Raw genomic sequence first — 23,734 nt, 5'->3', positions numbered from 1 at the left:
CGCGGCCGGCTATTTCACGGGGATGGTTTCGACCTTATCTTCCGTGCGCATTTTGTGTCCGGAAACGGAGGATCCCGCCGTTTTCGACATACGGATCAGCGGGATGACCGCCGTCAGCGTGATGGCGGAGATCAGCATGAAGGCGATCTGAAAATCCTGCAGCTCCAGCTTCGATCCTGTCAGCGTCGTCTCGATTTCGAGGATGGCGCCGGCCGTGGCGACGCCGAAGGCGAGGCTCATCTGCTGCAGCACGGCGCTCATCGAGGTTGCCTTGCTGGCGTCCGAATCCGGCAGATCCGCGAAGGCCAGCGCATTGACGCTGGTGAAGAAGAACGACCGGGCAAAGCCTGCAAGCAGCAGAGTGAACATCATGACGACGTAGGGTGTTGCCGGGGTGAACAGGCCGTTGACGAAGGTCAGGATCGTGCCGGCGATGCAGGCAAGGATCAGCGTCGTGCGGAAGCCGGCAAAGATCAGCACGCGCTTGGCGAAGAACTTGGTCGTCAGTGCGCCGACAGCGCCGACGAAGGTGATCATGCCGGATTGAAACGGCGTCAGGCCGAAACCGACCTGCAGCATCAGCGGCATCAGGAAGGGCACGGCGCCGATCGAGATGCGGAACAGTGAGCCGCCGATGGCCGCGGCCCGGAAGGCGCTGTCCTTGAACAGGTTGAGATCGAGCAGGGGGGCCGGATGGCGCCGCGCGTGGCGGACATAAAGGACGCCGCAGACAATGCCGATGACGACGGCAGCAGCGCCGATCTGCGGCGGCAACGCCGGCAGGCTCATCACCGACAGCCCGAACATGACGCCCGACGCGGCGACGGCGCTGAGAAAGAAGCCCTTGATATCGATCGGCGGCGGCGCTGCGCTTACGATCTCCGGCAGGTAGATGCCCGACAGGATATAGCCGAGAATGCCGACCGGCACGTTGATCAGGAAGATCCAGTGCCAGGAAAAATAGGTGGTGATGAAACCGCCGAGCGGCGGGCCGGCCAGCGGCCCGACCAGCGCCGGGATGGTCAAAAGCGCCATGGCGCCGACCAGTTCGCTGCGCTGCGTCGAGCGCACGAGAACGAGACGCGCCACCGGCGTCATCATCGCGCCGCCCATGCCCTGCAGGAAGCGGGAGACGACGAAGGCAAGCACGCTGTCGGATGCGGCGCACAGGATCGAGCCGAAGACGAAGACAAGGATGGCGGCGCGAAAGATACGCTTGGCCCCGAAACGGTCGGCCATCCAGCCGCTGAGTGGAATGAAGATCGCCAGTGATACCATGTAGGCGGTCAGCGCCAGCTTCAGTGTGATCGGCCCGACACCAAGATCATGGGCAATCGCCGGCAGCGATGTGGCAATGACGGTGGAGTCCATCTGCTCCATGAACAGAGCGACGGCGAGGATCATCGGGACGATGCGGTTCATGTGGGGTGGCCTTGCGCGGTAGGGCGGAGCGAAGGGAACATAGGACTTTTGAGGCAAAAGTCGTCATGCCCCGTTCAACTTGCGATCACATCCCTGTGAGTCCTGCGGGCATCTCCTGTCAAGACCCTAGATGTTGCCTTGCCGGATGGACGCCGCCGCGATCCAATCCTGAAAAACAATGGAGGGCAGCATGACGACATCTATTCCCCTGAGCCGACGTACCCTATTTGGAGCGGCAACAGCCGGGGCTTTGGCGACGCCGTTCCTGATGAGCAGGGCTGCTTTTGCGCAGAGCGAACCGAAAGCGGACACGATGGCATCACCGGCAGGCAGGACCAACAGCTTCAAGATCGGCAATTTCGGCGTCACCGTCATCAGCGACGGCATCCGGATCGGCGAGAAGCCCGAGGAAACGTTCGGGACCAACCAGACGCCGGAAGCGGTGCGCGATCTGCTCACGGCAAATTTCCTGCCCACCGACAAATTCGTCAACGGCTTCTCGCCGACGCTGATCGATACCGGCTCCGAGGTGATTCTGTTCGATACCGGCATGGGTGAGGGCGGCCGGGCGGCTGGTGCCGGTCATCTGCTGGAGGGAATATCTGCTGCGGGCTATGCGCCGGATCAGGTCAGCATCGTCGTTCTCACCCATATGCACGGCGATCATATCGGTGGGCTGATGGAGGGCGGTGCTCCGGCCTTCAAGAATGCGCGCTATGTTGCCGGCCAGACGGAGTTCGATTTCTGGAAGGACGAGGCCCGTGTCGGAACGCCGGCCGAGGGCGGACACAATGGCGTGCTGAAGAATGTCGTGCCGCTTGCCGAAAAGATGACGTTCATCGGCGATGGTGCAGAAGTGGTCCCGGGGATCACCGCCATGGCAGCCTTCGGCCATTCGCCGGGCCATATGGTGTTCAAGGTCGAATCGGATGGCAAGGGCCTGGTTCTGACAGCCGATACCGCCAACCATTTCGTGCTGTCGCTGCAGCGGCCGGACTGGGAGGTGAAGTTCGACATGGACAAGGCAAAGGCCGCCGCCGCCCGCAAAAAGGTCTTCGATATGGTCGCCACCGATCGTCTGCCCTTCGTCGGCTATCACATGCCGTTCCCAGCCGTCGGCTTCATCGAGAAGCAGGATCAGGGTTATCGTTTCGTGCCGGAAACCTACCAGTTCGAACTCTGATACGGCGTCGCGACGTGCTGCCCTGCCGGTTAGTCCCGTGGCTTGCAGCCCGTACCGGGTTTGGTAAAGTTGTCCGGGGCGAAGACAGAAGCAGCGGCGTCGTGCCGGCCGGCGCATCGGGGAGATGAGCTTTCCCGACTGTGGCATCAGCTTTGTCTTCGAACTTGGATGTGATCTATGTGGTATCTGCCATTTAGCATCACGCTGACGCTAAAGAAAAACCGGACAGGCTGGCAAGCCTCTGTCCGGTTCCAAATCCTCAGATAAGCAGTAAACGTCGGTGCAGGTTCGCCCCTGCGCCGACACTCCAAAAATAGCGCATCGGTGCTCGAATGCAAGTCCCGGGCTCCGCGCACGGCATTCCGGCAGATCGATGGCACGGCGATCCCGTCATTTGCGGGCTTTTGCTATTTCCATTCCGTCATATCCGTGTTACGAGCCCTCGCCAACTTCCAAGAAACTCTTGCAAGTCTCCCGCCGGACCGTTCCCAAGACCGTCCGCGGAGCGTTTCATCTATTGAAGGGATTGGCCATGGCTCGCATCATCGAAACGGCAACCGGTTTGGAGGCTCTGACCTTCGACGACGTTCTTCTGCAACCCGGACATTCCGAGGTCATGCCGGGGCAGACGAACATCGCCACCCGCATCGCCCAGGATATCGATCTCAATCTGCCGATCCTCTCGTCCGCCATGGACACCGTCACCGAAGGACGACTGGCGATCGCCATGGCGCAGGCCGGCGGCATCGGCGTTATCCATCGCAACCTGACCCCGATCGAACAGGCCGAGCAGGTCCGCCAGGTCAAGAAGTTCGAAAGCGGCATGGTCGTCAATCCGGTAACCATCGGTCCGGATGCAACGCTTGCCGACGCGCTGGCGCTGATGAAGATGTATTCGATCTCCGGTATTCCGGTCGTCGAAAACGCCACGGGCGGCGTTCCCGGCCGTCTGGTCGGCATCGTCACCAACCGCGACGTGCGCTTCGCCTCCGACCCGGGCCAGAAGATTTACGAACTGATGACCCGCGACAACCTGATCACGGTCACCGAAAATGTCGATCAGCAGGAAGCCAAGCGCCTCCTGCACTCGCACCGCATCGAAAAGCTTCTGGTCATCGATGGCGACGGCCGTTGCGTCGGTCTGATCACCGTCAAGGACATCGAGAAGTCGCAGCTCAACCCGAATGCCTCGAAGGACGCGCAAGGGCGCCTGCGGGCCGCCGCCGCCATCAGTGTCGGCGATGACGGCATCGAGCGCGCCGAGCGCCTGATCGAGGCCGGTGTCGACCTGATCGTTGTCGATACCGCGCATGGCCATTCGCAGCGCGTTCTCGACGCGGTGACCAAGGTCAAGACCATGTCGAATTCGGTGCGTATCATGGCTGGCAATGTTGCCACATCTGAGGGCACCAAGGCACTGATCGACGCGGGTGCCGATGCCGTCAAGGTCGGGATCGGCCCGGGCTCGATCTGCACCACGCGCATCGTCGCCGGTGTCGGCGTACCGCAGCTCGCCGCCATCATGGCGGCGGTCGAGGCAGCGCAGGCGGCCAATATCCCGGTGATCGCCGATGGCGGCATCAAGTTCTCCGGCGATCTGGCCAAGGCGATCGCCGCCGGTGCGTCCGCCTGCATGATCGGCTCGCTGCTGGCCGGTACCGACGAAAGCCCGGGCGAGGTGTTCCTCCACCAGGGCCGTTCGTTCAAGGCCTATCGCGGCATGGGCTCCGTCGGCGCCATGGCGCGCGGCTCGGCTGACCGTTATTTCCAGGCGGAAGTGCGCGACACGCTGAAGCTGGTGCCGGAAGGCATCGAAGGCCAGGTTCCCTACAAGGGTCCGGTTTCCGGCGTTCTGCATCAGCTCGCTGGCGGCCTGAAGGCCTCGATGGGTTATGTCGGCGGCGCGACGATCAAGGACTTCCAGGAGCGGGCCACCTTCGTGCGCATCTCCGGCGCGGGCCTGCGCGAAAGCCACGCCCATGACGTGACGATCACCCGAGAAAGCCCGAACTATCCGGGCGCGATGTAAGATCATTCCCCAGCGCCGTTTCAGCGCGGCAATGGGAGTTCTGATGGAAAAGGCGGCGGAGACATCTTCGCCGCCTTTCTTGTCTCTGCTCTGGATTTCCAATCTGTTGGCGATACATCTTGGATGGTTCGAACCGACGGAGTGATCATGTCCACATCGACTGCGATCTTCTGGCCTGTCATCGCACAGGTTGCCCTGATCCATGCCGTCTATATTCTGATGTTGAAGCGCCGCTCTCGCGCCGTGCGCGCCGGTCTTGCCAAATTGCAGGACTATTGCATTCCGGCCATCGAACCTGAGCCCAGCGCAACTGTCGCCCACAGTCTGATCAACCAGTTCGAACTGCCCGTGCTTTTCTTTTTCGTCTGCATTCTGTTTTATCTGACCGCCGGCGTGAACCATGCCGTGCTCGCGGTCGCCTGGCTCTTTGTTTTGAGCCGCTTTGCGCATGCCTATGTGCATGTCACCTCGAACCGGCTGAAGTTCCGTCAGCGTCTGTTCGTGAGTGGGTTCGTCTTGAATGTCATGTTGTGGGTGCTTTTCGCCGTTCATATCGCCGCGGGTTGACAAGCCGTGCCGTCACATTCTGTTGCATTGCGCAGTGCACAATGCTGAATTATCATCCAGCTTCCCGATGGAGGGGCAACGCAGCGTGCAGAACGCAAGTATCTGAATCGAATAAAAGATTTCCTTCCCAATTGCCTTTCCGGATTACCAAAACTTAATCTGCCGGTGCGGAACCCGTTAATCTCCAGGGCGTTTTCCATTTGCATCGCAGCAATTCAGAGGAAAGCACTCCGTGAGCAGCATACCGGTCGAAAAAACCGTACCGACAGAGAAAACCGTCTTGGTGTTTCAGGGCGGCGGCGCTCTCGGCGCCTATCAGGCGGGTGCCTACGAGGCGTTGCACGAAGCGGGCATTCGTCCCGACTGGCTTGCCGGCATCTCCATCGGCGCCATCAATTCGGCGATCATCGCCGGCAGCCCGGTGGATGCCCGGATCGACAATCTGCGAACCTTCTGGCATCGCGTCTCTTCCGGCCTTCCCGGACATTTCCTCGGCAATGGCGACGCGATGCGGAAGTGGTTCAACGAATCCTCCGCCGTTCTCGGCTCTTTGACCGGTGTTCCCGGCTTCTTCACGCCGCGTGCCTTCGCGCCGTGGAACATCCCTGGCGATCCGATGGCCGCGATCAGCCTTTACGATACGGCGCCGCTGCAGGAGACGCTCGCCGGCCTCATCGATTTCGATCTGATCAATTCCGGCGCCATCCGCCTCAGCCTCGGGGCGGTCGATGTGGTGAACGGCAATTTCAATTATTTCGACAACCGGCATTGCGATTTCACGACCAAGCATGTGGCGGCCTCCGGCGCCCTGCCGCCCGGCTTTGCGCCGATCGAGATCGATGGCCGCTATTATTGGGATGGCGGCATCGTGTCCAACACGCCGCTGCAGCGGATCCTCGGCGGCGAGGAGCTGGAGGCTGACCTCTGCATCTTCCAGGTCGACCTGTTCAGCGCGCGGGGCCAGTTGCCCAAGGACCTGTTCGATGTCGAGGCCCGGGAAAAGGAAATCCGCTTTTCCAGCCGCACGCGTTTGAACACCGACCAGTTCCGCAAGCTGCAGACCATTCGCATGGCCGCCAAGCGGCTGATGGAAAAACTACCGGATGAGCTGAAGGACGATCCCGACGCGCGGCTTCTCGAAAAGATCGGCAATGACTGCGCCGTCACCATGGTGCATCTGATCTACCGTCATGCCGCTTATGAAAGCGGATCCAAGGACTATGAGTTTTCCCGGCTGTCAGTGGAGGAACACTGGAAGGCCGGGCACGACGATGTGGTCGAGACGCTGAATCACCCCGATTGGCTGAATCGCACCCGTCCGACCAACGGCATCGGGGTCTTCGATCTTGCCGAGAAACGCCTGCGTGGGAAAAAATCATGAAAATCGATGATGTGATCCGCAATGCCTTCGCCATGCCGCTGACCAGCCCGTCCTATCCGCCGGGGCCATACCGGTTCGTCAACCGTGAATATATGATCATCACCTACCGCACCGATCCGGAAGCGCTTCGCCGGGTGGTGCCCGAGCCGCTGCAATTCGACGAGCCGCTGGTCAAATACGAATTCATCCGCATGCCGGATTCCACCGGTTTCGGCGACTATACCGAATCCGGCCAGGTGATCCCGGTCACCTATGAGGGCGTGCATGGCGGCTACGTGCATTCCATGTATCTCAACGACGACGCGCCGATCGCCGGCGGCCGTGAAATCTGGGGGTTCCCGAAGAAGCTCGCCGACCCGTCCTTGCATGCGGTCAAGGATGCGCTGGTCGGCACGCTCGACTATGGCGGCCAGCGGGTTGCCACCGCGACCATGGGCTTCAAGCACCGCACGCTCGACACGGCGAAAATCCTCGAAAGCCTGAAACAGCCGAATTTCATGCTGAAGATCATTCCGCATGTCGATTGCACGCCGCGCATCTGCGAATTGGTGCGCTACTATCTCGAGGACCTGACGGTGAAAGGCGCCTGGGAAGGGCCGGGCGCTCTGGCGCTGTTTCCGCATGCGCTGGCGCCGGTTGCCGACCTGCCGGTGCTCGAAGTCAAATCCGCCGTCCACATTCTCTCCGACCTGACGCTGGGCCTCGGCGAAGTGGTCCATGATTATCTTGCAAAATAGGGAGTAAAAACCATGAAACTCAAGGACAAGGTCTGCATCGTCACCGGCTCGGCCAGCGGCATCGGCCTGGCGATCGCCAAGAAATATGTCTCCGAAGGTGCCAAGGTCGCCATTGCCGACCTGAAACTCGACGCCGCCGAAGCGACGGCCAAGGATCTGACGGCGATGGGACCGGGGGAAGCCATCGGCATTGCCATGGATGTCACCAGCGAGGAAGCCGTCAACACCGGTGTCGCCGCTGTCGTTGCAAAATGGGGCCGGGTGGATGTTCTCGTCTCCAATGCGGGCATCCAGATCGTCAACAAGATCGAGGATTATGCCTTTTCCGACTGGAAGAAGATGCTCGCCATCCATCTGGATGGCGCGTTCCTCACCACCAAGGCCTGCGTCCCGCACATGAAGGCGCAGAAGGGTGGCGCCATCATCTATATGGGCTCGGTGCATAGCCACGAGGCTTCGCCGCTCAAATCGGCCTATGTCACCGCCAAGCACGGCCTGCTCGGTCTTGCCCGGGTGGTGGCCAAGGAAGGCGGACCGGACGGCGTGCGTGCCAACGTCATCTGCCCCGGCTTCGTCAAGACGCCGCTGGTCGAAAAGCAGATCCCCGAGCAGGCCAAGGCGCTCGGCATTTCCGAGGCCGATGTCGTCAAGACGATGATGCTCGGCGGTACGGTCGATACCGAATTCACCACCGTCGAGGACGTCGCGGAAGTGGCCCTGCTGTTTGCCGGTTTCGAGACCAATGCGCTGACCGGTCAGTCGCTGGTCGTCAGCCACGGCTGGTACATGCAGTAGCAGCAATGTCGATCCGGCCGCTTCGATCTGCATCCAGGCGGTCACGGCCGGATCACGATTGCGTCAGGTGGCGGGCCGATTGTTGTCAGCGGCCGTCCATGCCGCAATTCTGTTGTCCCGTTCCGCCATCATGGAGGCGTGCCGTGATCAGGATGTCACCAACGAGCACCGTCATATCCGCTTGCGGATCTGTCGGTGCAGGCCACAGGAGGAAACCATGGACAAGCCCATCATCACCCAGGCGATGATCAATGCCTATGACGAATACACGCATCTGAGCCTCGACAGGCGATCCTTCATGCAGAAGCTGACGGTGCTGACCGGATCCGCTGCCAGTGCGGCGGCGATTGCGCCGTTGCTGGCCGCCAACAGCGCCCAAGCCGAAATCATCGCCGAAGCGGACCCGCGGTTGAAGGTCGAGGATATCACCTATCCCGGTGCCGGCGGCGATATGAAGGGCTATCTGGTGCGCCCGGCCGATGCATCCGGCAAACTGCCCGCCGTCATCGTCATCCATGAGAACCGTGGCCTCAACCCGCATATCAAGGATGTCGCCCGCCGCATGGCGCTGGAAGGTTTCGTCGCTCTGGCGCCAGATTTTCTCTCTCCCGCAGGCGGAACCCCGGCCGACGAAGACAAGGCGCGCGAAATGATCGGTGCACTCGACGCCAAGCAGACCGTTGACAATGCGGCTGCGACCGTGACCTATCTCGAAGGCAATGACATCACCACCGGCAAGGCCGGCGCCATCGGCTTCTGCTGGGGCGGCGGTCTGGTCAACAAGCTGGCCGTCGCCTCGCCGGATCTCAAGGCGGGCGTCGCCTACTACGGCGCCCAGCCGCCGACGGAAGACGTGCCGAAGATCAAGGCGGCGCTCCTCCTGCAATATGCCGGCCTCGACGACCGCATCAATGCCGGCATCGATGCCTATAAAAAGGCGCTGACCGACAACGGCAAGGACTTCACCATCCACATCTACGACGGCGTCAACCACGCCTTCAACAACGACACCTCGGCTGCCCGCTATGACAAGGCAGCAGCCGATCTGGCCTGGGGCCGGACGGTGGAGTTTTTGAAGGCGAAGGTGGTGTGATCTATTGCAGCAACCGCTTGGCCGCCTCCGAGATCAGGCTGGCCAGCGCGTGCTGGTCGTTCTGGCGGCCGCTTCGGGTGCGCCAGACGAGGCCGATCCTGCGCGACGGCTGCGGCTCGGCGAAGGGAACGATCCGCATGCGGTTGCGGGTCTTTTCGTCGTTGACGGCGATCTCCGGGATCAGCGTGATGCCCATGCCGTGGCTGACCATCTGCAGCAATGTGGCCATCGAGGTTGCGCCATAATTGGCGACGCGCCGGCCGGAGTTGATGCCGCAGACGGCCAGCGCATGGTCGCGCAGGCAGTGGCCTTCCTCCAGCAGAAGCAGCCGTTCGACATCGACCTTGTCCTCGGTCATCGGCGACATCAGGATGGTATTTTCATCCTCCGTGCTGGCGATCAGGAACCGGTCCTCGAACAGCAATGCGCTCGACAGGTTTTCCTCGTCGATGGGGAGAGCGACGATGACGCTGTCGAGCCGGCCGTGGCGCAGGTCGTCGAGGCAGGGGCCTGTCAGAAGCTCCTTCAGCTCGATCTGCAGGTTCGGGTAGCGCTCGCGCACGAGCGGAATGAGGACAGGCACGAGATAGGGGGCAACGGTCGGGATCATTCCCAGCCGGTGTTTGCCTTCCAGCACGCCGGTGACCTGCCGTGCCTGCTGATAGAGCTGGTCGATGCCGCCCAGAAGCTTGCGTATTTCCGGCAGAAGCGCCTCGCCTTCGCGCGTCAGCAGCGTCGGGCCCTTGCCGCGCTCCACCAGCGTGACGCCGAGCTCACGTTCCATTTCGGCGATCTGCGCCGATAGCGCCGGCTGGCTGACATTGACGATCTGGGCCGCCCGGCCGAAGTGCCGGGCACTGGCGAGCGCATCGAAATAACGCATTTGACGGATCGTGATCATGATAGGAATATCTTATCGATTTTTCAATTAAATACAATTGGAAATTATGAAATGGATGGAGGATGTTGCGTACGAACCAACGCCATAGCAGATCAACAGGAGGCCAATATGGACGCCAAAGTCGAGAAAACGGGCAAGTGTCCGGTCATGCACGGATCGCTCACCAGCAACGCAGGTGAGGGGACGTCGAACCGGGAATGGTGGCCCAATCAGCTCAATCTCAGGATCCTCCACCAGAACTCGGCGCTCTCCGATCCGTTGGGCAAGAGCTTCGATTATGCCGAGGCGTTCAAGACGCTCGATCTTGCCGAGGTCAAGCAGGATCTCTTCGCTCTGATGACGGATTCGAAGGAATGGTGGCCGGCAGACTTCGGTCACTATGGCCCCTTCTTCATCCGCATGGCCTGGCACAGCGCCGGCACCTACCGCACGGGCGATGGCCGTGGCGGTGCTTCCTCCGGCACCCAGCGTTTTGCGCCGCTCAACAGCTGGCCGGATAACGTCAACCTCGACAAGGCCCGCCGCCTTCTCTGGCCGATCAAGCAGAAATACGGCAACAAGCTTTCCTGGGCGGACCTGTTGATCCTGACCGGCAACGTCGCGCTGGAATCCATGGGTTTCAAGACCTTCGGTTTCGGCGGCGGCCGTCCCGATGTCTGGGAGCCGGAAGAGGACATCTACTGGGGCGCGGAGCGCACCTGGCTCGATGACAAGCGCTACAGCGGCGACCGTGACCTGGAAAACCCGCTTGCCGCCGTGCAGATGGGTCTGATCTACGTCAACCCGGAAGGCCCGAACGGCAATCCGGACCCGCTGGCCTCCGCCCGCGACATCCGCGAGACCTTCGCCCGCATGGCCATGAATGACGAGGAAACCGTCGCCCTGATCGCCGGCGGCCATACCTTCGGCAAGACCCATGGTGCCGGCGATGCGGCCCATGTCGGTGCTGAGCCAGAAGCGGCCGGTATCGAGGAGCAGGGTCTCGGCTGGGCCAGCAGCTACGGCAGCGGCAAGGGTGGCGACACGATCTCCAGCGGTCTCGAAGTCACCTGGACGACGACGCCGACCCGGTGGAGCAACAACTTCTTCGAAAACCTGTTCGGTTTCGAATGGGAGCTGACGAAGAGCCCCGCCGGTGCCCATCAGTGGCGCCCGAAGGACGGTGCGGCCGCGAATGCGGTGCCGGATGCGCACGATCCGTCCAAGCGCCACGCGCCGAATATGCTGACCAGTGACCTCGCCTTGCGTTTCGACCCGGTCTACGAGCCGATCGCGCGCCGCTTCTTCGAGCATCCCGACCAGTTCGCCGATGCCTTTGCCCGCGCCTGGTATAAACTGACCCACCGCGACATGGGGCCGCGTGTGCGTTATCTCGGGCCGGAAGTTCCGAGTGAAGAACTGATCTGGCAGGATCCGGTTCCGGACGCCGACCACCCGCTGATCGACGCCGGGGACATCGCCTCCCTCAAGGAGAAGATCCTCGCATCGGGCCTGTCGATTTCCCAGCTCGTATCGACTGCCTGGGCGTCGGCCTCGACCTTCCGCGGCTCCGACAAGCGCGGCGGCGCCAATGGCGCGCGTATCCGTCTTGCCCCGCAGAAGGATTGGGAAGCCAACCAGCCGGCCCAGCTGGCCAAGGTTCTGGAAACCCTTGAAGGCATCCAGAAGGCCTTCAACGATGCGCAGACCAGCATCAAGAAGGTTTCGCTTGCCGATCTGATCGTGCTCGGCGGTGCCGCTGCGGTGGAAAAGGCGGCGAAGAGTGCCGGCCACGACATTTCCGTTCCCTTCGCGCCCGGCCGTACCGATGCGTCGCAGGAACAGACCGATGTCGAGGCCTTCGCGGTGCTCGAGCCTGTTGTGGAAGGTTTCCGCAATTATCAGGGAACCCGCTTCACGGTATCGGCCGAGGAACTGCTGATCGACAAGGCCCAGCTTCTCACCTTGACCGCCCCGGAACTGACGGTGCTTGTCGGCGGCCTGCGCGCGCTGAATGCCAATTACGGCCAGTCCCAGCACGGTGTCTTCACCAAGCGTTCCGAAACGCTGACCAACGACTTCTTCGTCAACCTGCTCGACATGGGCACGGTGTGGAAGGCGGTCTCGGCGGACAAGGACGTCTTCGAGGGGCGTGACCGCACGACCGGCGACCTGAAATGGACCGCCACCCGCGTCGATCTCGTCTTCGGCTCGAATTCTCAGCTCCGCGCTCTGGCCGAAGTCTATGGCCAGGACGATGCTCAGGAGAAATTCGTCCGTGACTTCGTCGCCGCGTGGAACAAGGTGATGAACGCGGACCGGTTTGATCTGGTCTGATCTGAACTCAGCGATACCGGCCGCTGCCCGATAGGTGGCGGTCAAGCATCACGGCAACGATGGACCGGGTTCCGAAAGGGATCCGGTCCTTTTGCATGGAGCGAAGACTTAAAGGCTGCGATCCAACCAAAAATGGTCCGTCTCGCCGTCTTGGGCAGATATTCGGATTGAACTATAAATGCCCAGCCGGCCTCCCAGGGGGATGGTTTTTAGAACGAAAGCATAATGCAGCATATTGCAGTCGATTTTTACGGCCGCGTTTATGGGCCGGATATCCATATTGGGGAATACAAAAAGGCCGCGCTTCAACAGGAGCACGGCCTTTTCTTTCGGGGAGGCGGCAAGGCTTGGTATTACCAGCCCGGCAGCATATGGCTCTGGCGCAGCCGCGGGTAACGCGGGAAATTCTTCATGTCGCCATCGAGATCGTCGGTGCCTGTTGCGGGCGTGATATTGTCGAGGCAGGCGGTGATGTGGTTGGTGATGGCATTCGACAGCGAGGGCGAAAGGCCCGGCCGCTTCATGATACCGATCTGCACCGGCGCCAGCGCCGGGAAACCGTCCGCCTGGGTCAGCACCTTCATCCCGGTGCGCAGTGCCGATTCCGGCAGCACCGAAACAGCCATGCCGGCCAGCACGGCGGCCGCGACAACGGTTGTCGACCAGCTTGTGAACAGGATGCTGTATTCCCTGCCGGTGGCATCGAGCGCCGAGCAGGCGGCCTGGCGCCACTGGCAGTCGCGCTTGCCGACGGCAAGCGGCACCGGCGCGTTTTCCGGCAGCGGATGGTTGATCGAGCTCACCCAGCAGAGCGGCTCTGTGCGCACCACGTCGGAAGCGCGGGCCCGCGGGTTGTGCGTCACCAGCGCGATGTCGAGATCGCCCTTGGCCATCTTCTCGGCGAGATCCACCGAGGGTTCGCAGACGATGTAGAGTTCGACATTCGGATGGGTCTTGGCGAAGCGGACGATGATCTCCGGCATGTAGCGGTCGGCATAGTCGTCGGGCGTGCCGATCCTCAGCATGCCTTCCAGCCTGTTGTCATCGAAGGAGGCGATCGCCTCGTTGTTGAGACGGATCATCCGCCGGGCGAAATTGAGCAGCCGGTCGCCTTCGGTCGTCAGCCGGTTGCCGCGGCCGTCCTTGGCAAAGAGCTGTTTGCCGATCCGCTCCTCGAGCCGGCGCATTTGCATCGAAACGGCCGACTGTGTCTTGAAAACGCGATCGGCTGCCTTGGTGAAGCTGCCCGTGTCGGCGATGGCAACAAAGGTTTGCAGCTGGTCGATATCGAGCGGTGCGGACATGGTCCCAGTCCTCAAAGAGAGTACCCATAAAATTGTTTGATGAATATCATTAGAAACATTCGTTGGACTGATCAATAAGGATTTGCGAACTTAGGCGTGCAAACCGCATCAAAGACCGCTTCGGCCGCATCAACCCGAACCGGATCACCATCATAGTTTCGACCCGGCCCCCGCGCAGACCTCCCTGCGGGGGAAGGGTCGCTTCGTGCCTGACCAAAAGGAGCAGTATCATGCGCACGACCGATCACACCCTCGATCTCACCCTCACCGGGACGCTGCCTGCCGCATCCCGCCAGACGGGACTGATGGGCGTGCTGAAATCGGTATGGCGCCTGCTGCGAAGCCGCAATGCGATCGGCAGCCTGCACGATCTCGATGACCACCAGTTGCTCGACATGGGGCTCTGCCGCCACGAAGTGCGCGAGGCGCTGACCTCGTCCTTCTTCGAGGATCCGGGCCGTCATCTGACGCGGGCGTCACGCAACCGTGCGAACACGTTTTACAGGAATGCACGCCTCGATTGACGCGCGTATTGGCTGCGCTAGGTTTCAAACCGGTCGGTGGAAGACTTTCGCAGCGGTTCAGAATTTTGTTGCGCGCCTCAGACGTTGAAAAACGTTCCGCGCAACAGGGACGCGCAGCCGCCTCTGCGCGTTACCGTTCCCCGCAGGGTTAGAGCCAATTGCCCTGCTGCTTGCCCGGTGCATGGTCCAAGGACCGGCATCGGGCTTTTTCTTTTTTGGGGGGCGAGGGTGGTGATAGAGGAAGGCTGCGGTTTGGCGAAAGTTTAATATCTGGCCGTCGGCCAGCCTCCTCCGATTTGCGGAGGCACCGTTGCGGGCGTCAAAAACGTCAGTCGTCGAACCGCTCTCGCAGAAACTGCCCGCCGCGACGTAGGGCACTGACAACGCTCTCACCATCCCACGAGAATTCCAGCAGCTTCTGATGGCCTTCTTTGGTGACGCTGATGATTACGAGGTTGGGTTGGATCCTCGTGGAACTCCAGTCGTACACGTATCCATCATCCGTTATTTTTCCCGAAAATATCTCGGTAAGGCGGCGCTCGACAGTCCGTCCGACCGGTTCCCACGTATGATCATTGGCCAGTGTCCTGACTTGATTGTCAAAATGGTCTGTGTCGAAAACGATGGGCTTCCGGTTGAGGCACGACCATTCTACTGATCTCGTCGTCCTCTTTATATCCACGACGAGATCATCACATCCTAAAACTCCGCAACCGCAACGGCCTAGGATAAGGCGGCTTCGACGCTCTTCGGTGAGCTGACTGACAAGATCAGGCGGATCGAGGCCCAAATGCCCTTCTCCGATCCAGTCGGTGCCATCAACGATCAATCTAACTTCGTGGGTGTTGTCGTCCGGATTAGGGAGGATTCGATACGAAAGGCTGCTCATCGTGAAGTAACAGTACAATCGCAGTTCAAAGTCCGCAATGGTCCAGCACTGGCCTGTTTTTTTGATCAAATGGCGATCAATTCTCGATGACCATCAACCTCTACGCCGTGAGGTGTGTTTAATATCGCCAGCCCCAGGAGGCATGCGGATCAAGCCTTCGTATTCTTCCGATACGTCTCGAACAACCCGTCGATGCTCTTCTGATATTCCTTCTGCGCCTCCAGCCCGCTGTCGAACATGCTGTTGAACATGTCGGTAAACGGCGCCATCGGGTTCTTGTCCGCAGGCTTTTGTTCGGGGGCAGCCGTGGCACTGCCGCTCATCATGTCCTGGAATGCCTTGATGAAGGGATTGTTGGCAAACATGTCGGGCGCGGTCGGCTGCTTTTCTTCCGGCTTGCCCATACCGAAGAAGCCTTGCATGGCCTGGGTGAAGGGATTGTCGAAGGGATTGGCGGCAGGCTCGGGCTTTTTGGCAAAGCCGGAAGCTTCCAGCCACGGCTTCATCATCGCTTCCATCGGCGTATTGGCAAAGGGGTTCTGCATCGCGCCCGCCTGGCCGCCCATCTGTCCCGAGGCTTGCTTGAACAGCCCGCCCATGATGGCGCTGGCAATCACCGGCAGCATCTGCTTGTAGATTTCCTGGCCGATGCCGGTCATCTGGGCTGCCTGCGCGGCAATGGCCCGCGACATGTCCTTGGAGCCGAACAGCTGGCCGAGAATGCCATTGCCGTCAGCCATGCCCTGCGGCGTGAAAGCCTTGCTCATGTCCTCGAAATATTGCGCGTGGTTGCCGCTGGACATGGCGGTCAGCAACGCGCCGAAATCATAGGGATTGGCGGTGTTGCGCTTGAGCGCGGTGGAAAAGGCCGGCATCAGGGCCGCCGTCGCCTTGGCCATCTGTTCCTGGGCAAGGCCGAACTGTTTGGCCATCACGTCCATGGCATTGCCGTTCTGCGCCTGCATCATCATGTCAAAAAGCGGGATCATATTCCGTCCTCTCCTGCAGGCAGCACAACGCATGTCGTTGCACTATAACGGGAAAAAACCGGGTGCAAACCGCTTTTTGTTAGCCGGGAAATGCGGGGGATAAAGACTGCGGCAAAACAGGAAGCCGGACCCGGCGACTGCCCAAGCCGCCGGTCATCGCCTATGATGGCCGCGACATCTGCAGATTGGACATGGCCGCATGAAAACGCCCCTCATCGATATCATATCCGAAAACCCCGCACCGGAGCATCGCGCCGCGATTGTCACTGCGCTGGACGAATATAACAAAGCCAACAAGGGGCCGATCGAGGACAAGGCGGATTTCGCCATCCTCATCCGGGATCCCGATACGCACAAGGTGGTCGGCGGGCTCTACGGTGTGGACGGCTATGGCTGGGCCTTCGTCAAATACCTGGTGATACCGGATCGATATCGCGGCCAGGGCCTCGGCTCGCGCCTGATCGCCGAAGCGGAGACGATTGCACGGGCGCGGGGTTATCTCGGCGTCTGGCTGGACACGTTCGAGTTCCAGGCCAGGCCCTTCTATGAAAAGCTCGGCTACGAAGTGTTCGGCGAACTGGAGGGCGGGCCGAACGCCATTCCCCGTTATTTTCTGAAAAAGCGGCTATCCTGAAGGTTTGCCCTCAATACTGGTAGTCGGTGAACACCGGATCGACCGAGCCGTTCCAGCGGCCGTTGTAGAGCGACAGAAGATCTTCGGCGAGCGTCGCCTTCTTGGCCAGCACCTCGTCGAGCGGGGCGAGGAAGATGCTTTCATCCACCTCGTCGCCGTTCAGCCGGTTGCGGTTCTTCAGGCCGAGACGGGAAATCGACAGAACCTCGCGGGCAACGTCGAACAGCGAAACGCCGCGATGCGTCGCCGCAAGGCCTTGCGCCGGCACGGCATTGCGCATGGCGACCGTTTCCTCATAGGTCCAGTCGCGCGTCAGGGCTTCGGCGGCATCAAGCGCTGCGTCATCATACAGCAGGCCGACCCAGAACGCCGGCAGCGCACAGATCCGGCGCCAGGGGCCGCCATCGGCGCCGCGCATCTCAAGGAAGCGCTTCAGGCGAACGTCCGGGAACAGCGTCGAGAGATGGTTGGTCCAGTCGCCCATATTGGGCTCCCAGTCGGCAAGTTCGCCCTTCAGTGCGCCGTTCATGAACTGGCGGAAGGTGACATGCGTACAGTCGTGATACTTGCCGTCGCGCACGACGAAATACATCGGCACGTCGAGTGCCCATGTGACGTAATCCTCGAAGCTGAAATCGCTATTGAAGACCGCAGGCAGTACGCCGGCGCGCTGGTTGTCGGTATCGCGCCAGATGTCGCCGCGCCAGGAGAGCAGGCCGTTCGGCTTGCCGTCGGTAAAAGGGGAACTCGCAAACAGCGCCGTCGACAGCGGCTGCAGCTTCAGCGATACCTGCATCTTGCGGCGCATGTCCTCTTGCGAGGAGAAATCGAGGTTCACCTGGATCGTGCAGGTGCGGTACATCATGTCGAGGCCCTGGGTGCCGACTTTCGGCATATAGCGGCTCATGATGTCGTAACGGGATTTCGGCATGCGCGGCGTTTCTGCCAGCGTCCATTTCGGTGAGCCGCCGATGCCGAGGAAGCGGATGCCGAGCGGCTCGGCGATCTCGCGCAACACCGCCAGGTGACGGTTGGATTCCTTGCAGGTCTGGTGCAGGTTTTCCAGCGGCGCACCGGATAGCTCGAACTGTCCACCGGGCTCAAGCGAGATCGCGCCCTGGCCGGACTGCTCGGCAAGGCCGATGATATTGCCCGCGTCGATGATCGGCTCCCAGCCGGTCTTTTCCGCCATGCCGTTCAGAAGCGCCGAGATGCTGGCTTGCCCGAAATAGGGAACCGGGCTGTTGTCGGCCTTGAAGAAGGCGAACTTCTCATGCTCCGTTCCGATGCGGAACCTGTCCTTCGGCTTGTTGCCATCGGCCAGATATTCGGTCAGGTCTGCGACGGAGGTAACCGGCGTCTGGTCGGTAGTATCTCTGGCCATGGGCGTCTTCTTTTGAACGGACAGAACCTGCCGGGCGGCAGATATCAGGAGGGTGATTGAACCGGATTGAAGTGTGGTGCAAGTGAAATTGTTTCACGGTGGGTTCAAATTTTCAACACGACCAACGCACTTGAAACAGGCCTTTGTTATTGCCAGTCGCCGATCGCTGCCTGGATCACGGCCATTGCCGCGACAGCGGCCGTATCCGCCCGCAGAATCCGGGGTCCGAGCGGAATGGCGGTGACGAAATCGAGACTGCGCAGCAGCGTCCGCTCGGCATCGGAAAATCCGCCCTCCGGGCCGATCAGCAACGCCAGCTTGCGCTCTTTTATCCCGGCCAGAACCGGCAGCGGATTCTGGCCCGCATCGCCCTCGTCGCAGAAGATGATGCGCCGCTCGGCCGGCCAGCCGGCCAGCAGGTCTTCGAGCTTGCGCGGTTCGGTAACCTGCGGAATGCCGAGAACGCCGCATTGCTCCGCCGCTTCGATGACATTGGCGCGGACGCGGTCGATATTGCTGATCTTGCCCTGGACATGCTGGGTCATCACCGGCTGCAACAGGCCGGCCCCCATCTCGACGGCTTTCTGCACGAGATAGTCGAGCCTGCCCACCTTCAGCGGCGCAAACAGGTAGTGCAGGTCGCACGGCGTCGGCTGCGGCCGCGTCTGTTCGGTGGCTGTCAGGAACAGGCGTTTCTTGGTGGGAAAGGAGAGGTCTGCCCGCCATTCGCCATCGCGCCCGTTGAAGACGAGAACGGCATCATCAGCCTCAAACCGCAGCACGTTGACGAGATAGTTGAACTGCTCGCGGGTGGCCTCGACGATCGTCCCCTTTGCGAGCGGCGCCTCAATGAAAAGCCGCTGCATGCGGAAATTGGCACGCATATGATCAATCCTCAGATGAAAAACGCCGACAGGATATAATAGACGGCAGCCGAGAGCGCCGCCGAAACCGGAACGGTGATGACCCAGGCGGCAACAATGGTCATGAAATGCGATCGCCGCACCAGACGCCGCCGCTGCGATTCTTCCGGGCTGTGCACGGCATGCCGCTCGAAATCTGCCTGCCCGGTTTTCCGGCGGACATAGTCAAGCCGCCGCTTGGAGTTGCGCGTGTACCATTCGCGGAAAAAGCCGATGCCGAAAACCGCGCCGACCGCCGTATGCGTGGTCGAGACGGGCAGGCCGAGCGACGTTGCCAGAATGACGGTGATCGCGGTTGCCAGCGCAACGCAGAAGGCGCGCATCGGGTTGAGCTTGGTGATCTCCTCGCCGACGACGCGGATCAGCTTCGGCCCGAACAGCAGCAGTCCGCAGGAAATGCCGAAAGCGCCGATCAGCATGACCCAGAGCGGAACATAGGTCGTCTTGAGGATCGCCAGCCCATTGACGTTGGCCACGATCGCCGAAAGCGGCCCGACGGCATTCGAGACGTCGTTTGCCCCGTGGGCAAAGGACAGCAGCGCCGCCGACAGGATCAGCGGCATCCGGAACAGCTTGCGCAGCGACTGGTTGCGGTTGTCGAGCCCGCGCGCCTGACGGACGATCCATGGCCGGCTTGCAACAACGGTGACAGCTGCCACGGCCAGGCCGATCAGGATGCCGTTCGTCATGGAGATTGCCACGACCTTCTCCAGCCCGATCAGGGCGAAATAGGCGGCAAATGCGCCGGTCATCACGGCGATCAGGATCGGCGTCCAGAAGATGGCGGCGTCGATCTTGTCTTCGCGGTAGATGATGAAGGTCTTGACGAAGGCAAGAAGCAGCGCCGCGATGCCGCCGCCGAGGATCGGCGAGACCATCCAGCTTGCCGTTATGCCGGCGAGCGACACCCAGTGGACGACGGAAAAGCCGGCGGCTGCGATGCCGGATCCGAGAATGCCGCCGACGATCGAGTGGGTGGTGGAAATCGGAGCGCCGGACCAGGTGGCGATGTTGATCCACGCGGCGGCCGAAATCAGCGCCGCCATCATCACCCAGACGAAAGCCTGGCCGGACGGCATCTGCGCGGCATCGACAATGCCCGCCTCAATGGTGGAGACGACGCGCCCTCCGGCAAACACGGCGCCGGCGATCTCGAAGACGGCGGCGATGACGAGCGCCGTCGTCATGGTGATCGCCTTCGAGCCGACGGCGGCGCCGACATTGTTGGTGACGTCGTTGGCGCCGATGTTCATTGCCATATAGGCCGCCACGGCGGCGGCGGCGACGATGATCAGATAGCCCGGCTGTTCCGAAACATAGGCGGCCGCGAAAATCATGCTGATAAGCAGGAACAGCAATCCAAGCCCGATGCCGGCCCATGGTCTCAGGACGTGGTGGGTGGCTTCTTCCGCAAGCGTGATCTTGTCCAGATATTTGTCGAGCGTCGGCTTTTCGAGGCTCGGGCGCGGTTTTGCCACCGTCTATTCTCCATTCATGTCGGCGGCGCGCAGGCCGGCACCAGATGTGCCGGACCGGGATTGCGTCGTGCTATCTGCTTTGCGCGAATACCGCTTGTCTCGGATACCAGGCGCTTATCGCGCCACCGCTTTGGCAACCGGATGCATTGTGGCAAGCAAACGTTGTTCGAAACTCAGGATTAGATCCTTCAGCATCGGTTCGGCAACGCGCCCGGCAGCCTCCGTGAAGGTTACCCACTCCATTTTTCGGCTGCCCTTTTCCGGAAAGGTCTTCAGCATTTCCAGAACGACCAGCGGATAGACCTGAACCATGCACTGGACTTTCAGCCCGTGGTCCATGCCCTTGTCGTACATATAGAAGCCGATCCGTTCTGCTCCGGCCTCGCCTTTGACGCCGGCTTCTTCATAGGCTTCCCGGGCGGCAGCTTCATGACACATCTTGCCTTCCATCGGCCAGCCCTTGGGAATGACCCAGCGGCCGGTGTCACGGCTGGTGATCAGCAATATTTCCGGCGTCGCGCTTTTCTTCCTGAATCGATAACACAGCGCAGCACACTGCATTCTCACCGGGCGGCGGAACATCAGGCGGACGTCTGTGGCGATGCGATTGAGGATGTTCAACGTCGGAGCGACCTTTCAAAAAAAGAGAATCATTCTGATCTGCAATATCGTTTCAATATGCTCGCTTTATGCGGCCTGTAAACGCGCAGATTTTATGAAACACATATAGTATCGCGGCACCCTCGCATGAAGGGGGCGGCGATACGCAAGACAGGCAATTTAATGAGATTGCGCCATCGAAATGTGTCGATTGCGCCCTTATAGGATGTGTTTGCGTCATTGGCGAGACGGAGGCGGAAATTTGTACGCCGCCCTTCGTATCAGGGCGGCAGATGACCAGCGGTTAATGTCCGGTCTGCCGGTCGCGCTGCTGCATCCTCAGCTGTGAAATGCGGGCCCATTCGCCGGATCGCTCGGCGTCGCGGGTCGCCGTGATGATGAAGTCGATATGCGCCTGCGCCGCCTTGCGGGCAGCGTCCGGGTTGCCGGCCATGATCGCCTCGTAGATGGCCTCGTGCTGGGCAAGCAGTTTTTCGCCGGCACCGGGGGCGGCGAACAGAACCTCGCGGCTGAAGAAGATCCCGCCGCTCAACAGCCGGTAGCAGGCCCGCAGGGTGTGCAGCAGGATGATGTTGTGGGCGCATTCGCCAATGGCGCTGTGCAGTTCGACATCGGTTTTCAGTCCGCCCTCGGCCGAGCCTGAAAGATGCGCTACGCGCATCTCCTCCATGATCCGCGTCAGCATGTCCTTGTCGAAGCGGGTGGCGCGGCGCGCGGCCAGCTCCGCCGTCATGCCTTCCAGTTCGCGGCGGTATTCCAGATAATCCTGCGTCGCCTTCTGGTGGCGTGCGATCAGCTCGATCACCGGTTTGGAAAAGACCTGGCCGATGACATCGGCGACGAACGTGCCGCCGCCGTGATGGCTGACGAGCAGGCCGCGCGTTTCCAGTTCCTTCAGCGCCTCGCGCAGGATCGGCCGCGAAACGTCGAAGCGGCGCGACAGCTCCCGCTCGCTCGGCAGCCGCTCGTTGTCGCGCAGCACGCCTTCCAGAATCAGGAGCTCGATCTGCTGGATGATTTCGCCGGAGGTGCGGCTGTGAGGGATGCGGGCATAGGCATCGATGGTGTCGTCTGTCACGGCAGCTCTCCTTGGCGGCAATCTAACGATGTGCTCCAAAGTGGTCAATTTCTTTTGCCACTTTGTAAGGCGAGATCGGCAAACAAAGTCGCGTCTGCGTCAAAGCGTCCTTTCCCTTTTGCTCAACCTGTTGATAAGAGGGTTCTGATTGACGCGTGAGAGGGGAAAACGCCTCATGGCCAAAGGTAGTTTCGCATTTCCGTCGGCACCGGCCCGCGCGCAGGCGCTGGGTGAGATCCATGCGCGTCCGTATGCGCTGGTGACGGCGCCACGGGTCATCTTCCAGCTTGCCTTCATGACGGATGGCGGCGCGGCCGTCGATCATGCCGTCCTGTCCGAATTGTCGCGCGCCCGCGGCGTCTCGCCGCCCAGCCGCGATGCCAATCATCATGCGCTGGCCTGGGGGCAGGGCACCTTGCGCTGGGAGCGCCACACCGAATTTTCGACCTATTTCTGGGATGGTGTCATTCCTGAGCGCTTTGGCGGTGAGGTGACGACCCATCCGTTCGGTGATGGCTTCTCGCCGCCGGGAACGCTGATCTCAGGCATTCGCCTGGAAATCCGGCCGGATTCGGAGGAAACCCGCGCGGCGATGAGCGCGTTCGATCCGACCAGCCTCTGTTACAGCGACGTCAAGAACGGCCAGGCCGTGGTGCTGACCGATTTCCGCCAGAACGGCGATGGCCTGACACAGATCCTCGTCATCGATCGCGGCATGACGGAGGCTGGAACCGGTGCGCTCGTCCAGCGGCTGCTCGATATCGAAACCTATCGCACGCTGGCAATGGTCGGCCTGCCCCTGGCGCAGTCGCTCTCTCCGGATATCCGCCGGATCGAGGATGGATTGACCGGCCTCACCCAGAGGATGCGCACCAGTGCCCGCGAAAAGGCCGACGAGATGCTGGCGGAGATCACGCTTCTGGCCGCCGAACTCGAGGCGGGCGCGGCGCTCAGCCTCTATCGCTTCGGTGCCAGCCGCGCCTACTACGGCATCGTCCAGGAGCGCATCCGCTCGCTGACCGAGACGGGCGTGCCCGGCTACGAGACGCTCGGCACCTTCCTCGAGCGCCGCCTTGCCCCGGCGATGCGCACCTGCCAGTCGGTCGAGGAGCGCCAGGCCAACCTGTCGCGCAAGCTGACCCGCGCCACGGCACTGCTGCGCAGCTGGGTCGATGTCGAGCTGGAACGGCAAAACAGCGTGTTGCTCAATTCCATGGACCGCCGCGCCAAGCTGCAACTGCGCCTGCAGCAAACCGTCGAAGGCCTCTCCGTCGCGGCGATTTCCTATTATGTCGTCGGCCTGTTCGGCTATCTCGCCAAGGCGCTGGAAAGCGAAGGCCTGCCGATCAAGTCCAGCGTGCTGACCGGGTTCTTCGTGCCGGTCGCCGTTCTGGCCATGTGGCTGGTGGTGCGGCGCATCCGCAAGCACCATGCTGACGAGGACCGCGAAAGCCTTTAAGTCTTGCCGGATATTCGAAACGAATCG

General features: G+C 61.2%; 21 protein-coding genes. 11 read left to right on the top strand and 10 right to left on the bottom strand.

Annotated elements, in window-relative coordinates; genetic code table 11:
* Positions 1 to 9: 9 nt before the first annotated feature.
* Positions 10 to 1,422 (bottom strand): DHA2 family efflux MFS transporter permease subunit, encoded by a 1,413-nt coding sequence (locus ADU59_RS25235; protein ID WP_068957826.1) that lies wholly within the window; start codon positions 1,420 to 1,422, stop codon positions 10 to 12.
* A gap of 313 nt (positions 1,423 to 1,735) precedes the next feature.
* Here ADU59_RS25235 and ADU59_RS25230 point away from each other — a divergent pair, with 313 nt between their 5' ends.
* From ADU59_RS25230 to ADU59_RS25200, 7 genes are all read left to right on the top strand, one after another.
* A complete protein-coding gene (locus ADU59_RS25230) occupies positions 1,736 to 2,605 on the top strand; it encodes an MBL fold metallo-hydrolase (RefSeq protein WP_425332055.1) in 870 nt (289 codons plus the stop codon).
* Positions 2,606 to 3,137: 532 nt separating this feature from the next.
* A complete protein-coding gene (gene guaB / locus ADU59_RS25225) occupies positions 3,138 to 4,634 on the top strand; it encodes an IMP dehydrogenase (RefSeq protein ID WP_068957824.1) in 1,497 nt (498 codons plus the stop codon).
* A 147-nt stretch (positions 4,635 to 4,781) separates the two neighbouring features.
* Positions 4,782 to 5,201 carry an MAPEG family protein gene (locus ADU59_RS25220; RefSeq protein WP_068957822.1) on the top strand — a complete coding sequence of 140 codons (420 nt, stop codon included), beginning with the start codon at positions 4,782 to 4,784 and terminating at the stop codon, positions 5,199 to 5,201.
* Between the two features lie 232 nt (positions 5,202 to 5,433).
* The gene (locus ADU59_RS25215) at positions 5,434 to 6,582 is read left to right on the top strand and encodes a DUF3734 domain-containing protein (RefSeq protein WP_244506509.1); all 1,149 of its coding nucleotides are present in this window, start codon (positions 5,434 to 5,436) and stop codon (positions 6,580 to 6,582) included.
* Positions 6,579 to 7,319 carry an acetoacetate decarboxylase gene (locus ADU59_RS25210; RefSeq protein ID WP_068957820.1) on the top strand — a complete coding sequence of 247 codons (741 nt, stop codon included), beginning with the start codon at positions 6,579 to 6,581 and terminating at the stop codon, positions 7,317 to 7,319. The genes ADU59_RS25215 and ADU59_RS25210 overlap by 4 nt, the downstream gene beginning before the upstream one ends.
* Positions 7,320 to 7,331: 12 nt before the next feature.
* Positions 7,332 to 8,114 (top strand): 3-hydroxybutyrate dehydrogenase, encoded by a 783-nt coding sequence (locus ADU59_RS25205; protein ID WP_068957818.1) that lies wholly within the window; start codon positions 7,332 to 7,334, stop codon positions 8,112 to 8,114.
* A gap of 217 nt (positions 8,115 to 8,331) precedes the next feature.
* Complete coding sequence (locus ADU59_RS25200; RefSeq protein ID WP_068957815.1) at positions 8,332 to 9,207, top strand: dienelactone hydrolase family protein; 876 nt, start codon at positions 8,332 to 8,334, stop codon at positions 9,205 to 9,207.
* Position 9,208: 1 nt separating this feature from the next.
* Here the strand turns inward: ADU59_RS25200 and ADU59_RS25195 are convergent, their stop codons facing one another.
* On the bottom strand, positions 9,209 to 10,108 hold the full coding sequence (locus ADU59_RS25195) for a hydrogen peroxide-inducible genes activator (RefSeq protein WP_068957813.1): 900 nt from the start codon (positions 10,106 to 10,108) through the stop codon (positions 9,209 to 9,211).
* Positions 10,109 to 10,216: 108 nt separating this feature from the next.
* Here ADU59_RS25195 and katG point away from each other — a divergent pair, with 108 nt between their 5' ends.
* Positions 10,217 to 12,424, top strand: coding sequence for a catalase/peroxidase HPI (katG, locus tag ADU59_RS25190; protein ID WP_068957811.1), 2,208 nt, complete (start codon positions 10,217 to 10,219; stop codon positions 12,422 to 12,424).
* Positions 12,425 to 12,777: 353 nt separating this feature from the next.
* Here the strand turns inward: katG and ADU59_RS25180 are convergent, their stop codons facing one another.
* Entirely contained in the window at positions 12,778 to 13,728 is a 951-nt protein-coding gene (locus ADU59_RS25180; protein WP_068957807.1) for a LysR substrate-binding domain-containing protein, read from the bottom strand.
* 230 nt (positions 13,729 to 13,958) lie between these two features.
* Between ADU59_RS25180 and ADU59_RS25170 the strand changes: the two genes are divergently transcribed.
* Positions 13,959 to 14,252: a DUF1127 domain-containing protein gene (locus ADU59_RS25170; protein WP_068957803.1), complete on the top strand. Its 294-nt coding sequence runs from the start codon at positions 13,959 to 13,961 to the stop codon at positions 14,250 to 14,252.
* 328 nt (positions 14,253 to 14,580) lie between these two features.
* Here ADU59_RS25170 and ADU59_RS25165 read toward each other — a convergent pair whose 3' ends face one another.
* Positions 14,581 to 15,210 carry a hypothetical protein gene (locus tag ADU59_RS25165; protein WP_068957797.1) on the bottom strand — a complete coding sequence of 210 codons (630 nt, stop codon included), beginning with the start codon at positions 15,208 to 15,210 and terminating at the stop codon, positions 14,581 to 14,583.
* An 80-nt stretch (positions 15,211 to 15,290) separates the two neighbouring features.
* Complete coding sequence (locus ADU59_RS25160; RefSeq protein WP_068957795.1) at positions 15,291 to 16,130, bottom strand: DUF937 domain-containing protein; 840 nt, start codon at positions 16,128 to 16,130, stop codon at positions 15,291 to 15,293.
* A gap of 199 nt (positions 16,131 to 16,329) precedes the next feature.
* Between ADU59_RS25160 and ADU59_RS25155 the strand changes: the two genes are divergently transcribed.
* A complete protein-coding gene (locus ADU59_RS25155; protein WP_068957793.1) occupies positions 16,330 to 16,764 on the top strand; it encodes a GNAT family N-acetyltransferase in 435 nt (144 codons plus the stop codon).
* A 10-nt stretch (positions 16,765 to 16,774) separates the two neighbouring features.
* On the opposite strand, the gene ADU59_RS25150 is transcribed toward ADU59_RS25155, so the two are convergent.
* The 5 genes from ADU59_RS25150 to ADU59_RS25130 all read right to left on the bottom strand — a co-directional run bounded on the left by ADU59_RS25150 (position 16,775) and on the right by ADU59_RS25130 (position 22,248).
* A complete protein-coding gene (locus ADU59_RS25150) occupies positions 16,775 to 18,148 on the bottom strand; it encodes a glutamate--cysteine ligase (protein WP_068957791.1) in 1,374 nt (457 codons plus the stop codon).
* 146 nt (positions 18,149 to 18,294) lie between these two features.
* Positions 18,295 to 19,032, bottom strand: coding sequence for a 16S rRNA (uracil(1498)-N(3))-methyltransferase (locus ADU59_RS25145; protein ID WP_068957788.1), 738 nt, complete (start codon positions 19,030 to 19,032; stop codon positions 18,295 to 18,297).
* Positions 19,033 to 19,043: 11 nt separating this feature from the next.
* Complete coding sequence (locus tag ADU59_RS25140) at positions 19,044 to 20,549, bottom strand: inorganic phosphate transporter (RefSeq protein ID WP_068957786.1); 1,506 nt, start codon at positions 20,547 to 20,549, stop codon at positions 19,044 to 19,046.
* A gap of 114 nt (positions 20,550 to 20,663) precedes the next feature.
* A complete protein-coding gene (locus tag ADU59_RS25135) occupies positions 20,664 to 21,170 on the bottom strand; it encodes an NUDIX hydrolase (RefSeq protein WP_068957784.1) in 507 nt (168 codons plus the stop codon).
* A 283-nt stretch (positions 21,171 to 21,453) separates the two neighbouring features.
* Positions 21,454 to 22,248 (bottom strand): FadR/GntR family transcriptional regulator, encoded by a 795-nt coding sequence (locus ADU59_RS25130; protein ID WP_099050932.1) that lies wholly within the window; start codon positions 22,246 to 22,248, stop codon positions 21,454 to 21,456.
* 175 nt (positions 22,249 to 22,423) lie between these two features.
* On the opposite strand from ADU59_RS25130, the gene ADU59_RS25125 reads away from it, so the two are divergent.
* Complete coding sequence (locus ADU59_RS25125; protein ID WP_068957783.1) at positions 22,424 to 23,707, top strand: DUF3422 family protein; 1,284 nt, start codon at positions 22,424 to 22,426, stop codon at positions 23,705 to 23,707.
* Positions 23,708 to 23,734: the final 27 nt, after the last annotated feature.

Origin of the sequence: Pararhizobium polonicum (assembly GCF_001687365.1) — a bacterium.
Taxonomy (GTDB): domain Bacteria; phylum Pseudomonadota; class Alphaproteobacteria; order Rhizobiales; family Rhizobiaceae; genus Pararhizobium; species Pararhizobium polonicum.
The sequence above is the reverse complement of the archived record's forward strand: the minus strand, read 5'-3'. Positions and strand labels throughout refer to the sequence as shown.

Coding starts and splice junctions, on each gene's coding strand:
- guaB (WP_068957824.1), top strand. CDS start 3,138: ATGGCTCGCATCATCGAAACGGCAACCGGTTTGGAGGCTCTGACCTTC.
- ADU59_RS25125 (WP_068957783.1), top strand. CDS start 22,424: ATGGCCAAAGGTAGTTTCGCATTTCCGTCGGCACCGGCCCGCGCGCAG.
- ADU59_RS25150 (WP_068957791.1), bottom strand. CDS start 18,148: ATGGCCAGAGATACTACCGACCAGACGCCGGTTACCTCCGTCGCAGAC.
- katG (WP_068957811.1), top strand. CDS start 10,217: ATGGACGCCAAAGTCGAGAAAACGGGCAAGTGTCCGGTCATGCACGGA.
- ADU59_RS25180 (WP_068957807.1), bottom strand. CDS start 13,728: ATGTCCGCACCGCTCGATATCGACCAGCTGCAAACCTTTGTTGCCATC.
- ADU59_RS25195 (WP_068957813.1), bottom strand. CDS start 10,108: ATGATCACGATCCGTCAAATGCGTTATTTCGATGCGCTCGCCAGTGCC.
- ADU59_RS25200 (WP_068957815.1), top strand. CDS start 8,332: ATGGACAAGCCCATCATCACCCAGGCGATGATCAATGCCTATGACGAA.
- ADU59_RS25205 (WP_068957818.1), top strand. CDS start 7,332: ATGAAACTCAAGGACAAGGTCTGCATCGTCACCGGCTCGGCCAGCGGC.
- ADU59_RS25210 (WP_068957820.1), top strand. CDS start 6,579: ATGAAAATCGATGATGTGATCCGCAATGCCTTCGCCATGCCGCTGACC.
- ADU59_RS25235 (WP_068957826.1), bottom strand. CDS start 1,422: ATGAACCGCATCGTCCCGATGATCCTCGCCGTCGCTCTGTTCATGGAG.
- ADU59_RS25155 (WP_068957793.1), top strand. CDS start 16,330: ATGAAAACGCCCCTCATCGATATCATATCCGAAAACCCCGCACCGGAG.
- ADU59_RS25160 (WP_068957795.1), bottom strand. CDS start 16,130: ATGATCCCGCTTTTTGACATGATGATGCAGGCGCAGAACGGCAATGCC.
- ADU59_RS25170 (WP_068957803.1), top strand. CDS start 13,959: ATGCGCACGACCGATCACACCCTCGATCTCACCCTCACCGGGACGCTG.
- ADU59_RS25145 (WP_068957788.1), bottom strand. CDS start 19,032: ATGCGTGCCAATTTCCGCATGCAGCGGCTTTTCATTGAGGCGCCGCTC.
- ADU59_RS25220 (WP_068957822.1), top strand. CDS start 4,782: ATGTCCACATCGACTGCGATCTTCTGGCCTGTCATCGCACAGGTTGCC.
- ADU59_RS25230 (WP_425332055.1), top strand. CDS start 1,736: ATGGCATCACCGGCAGGCAGGACCAACAGCTTCAAGATCGGCAATTTC.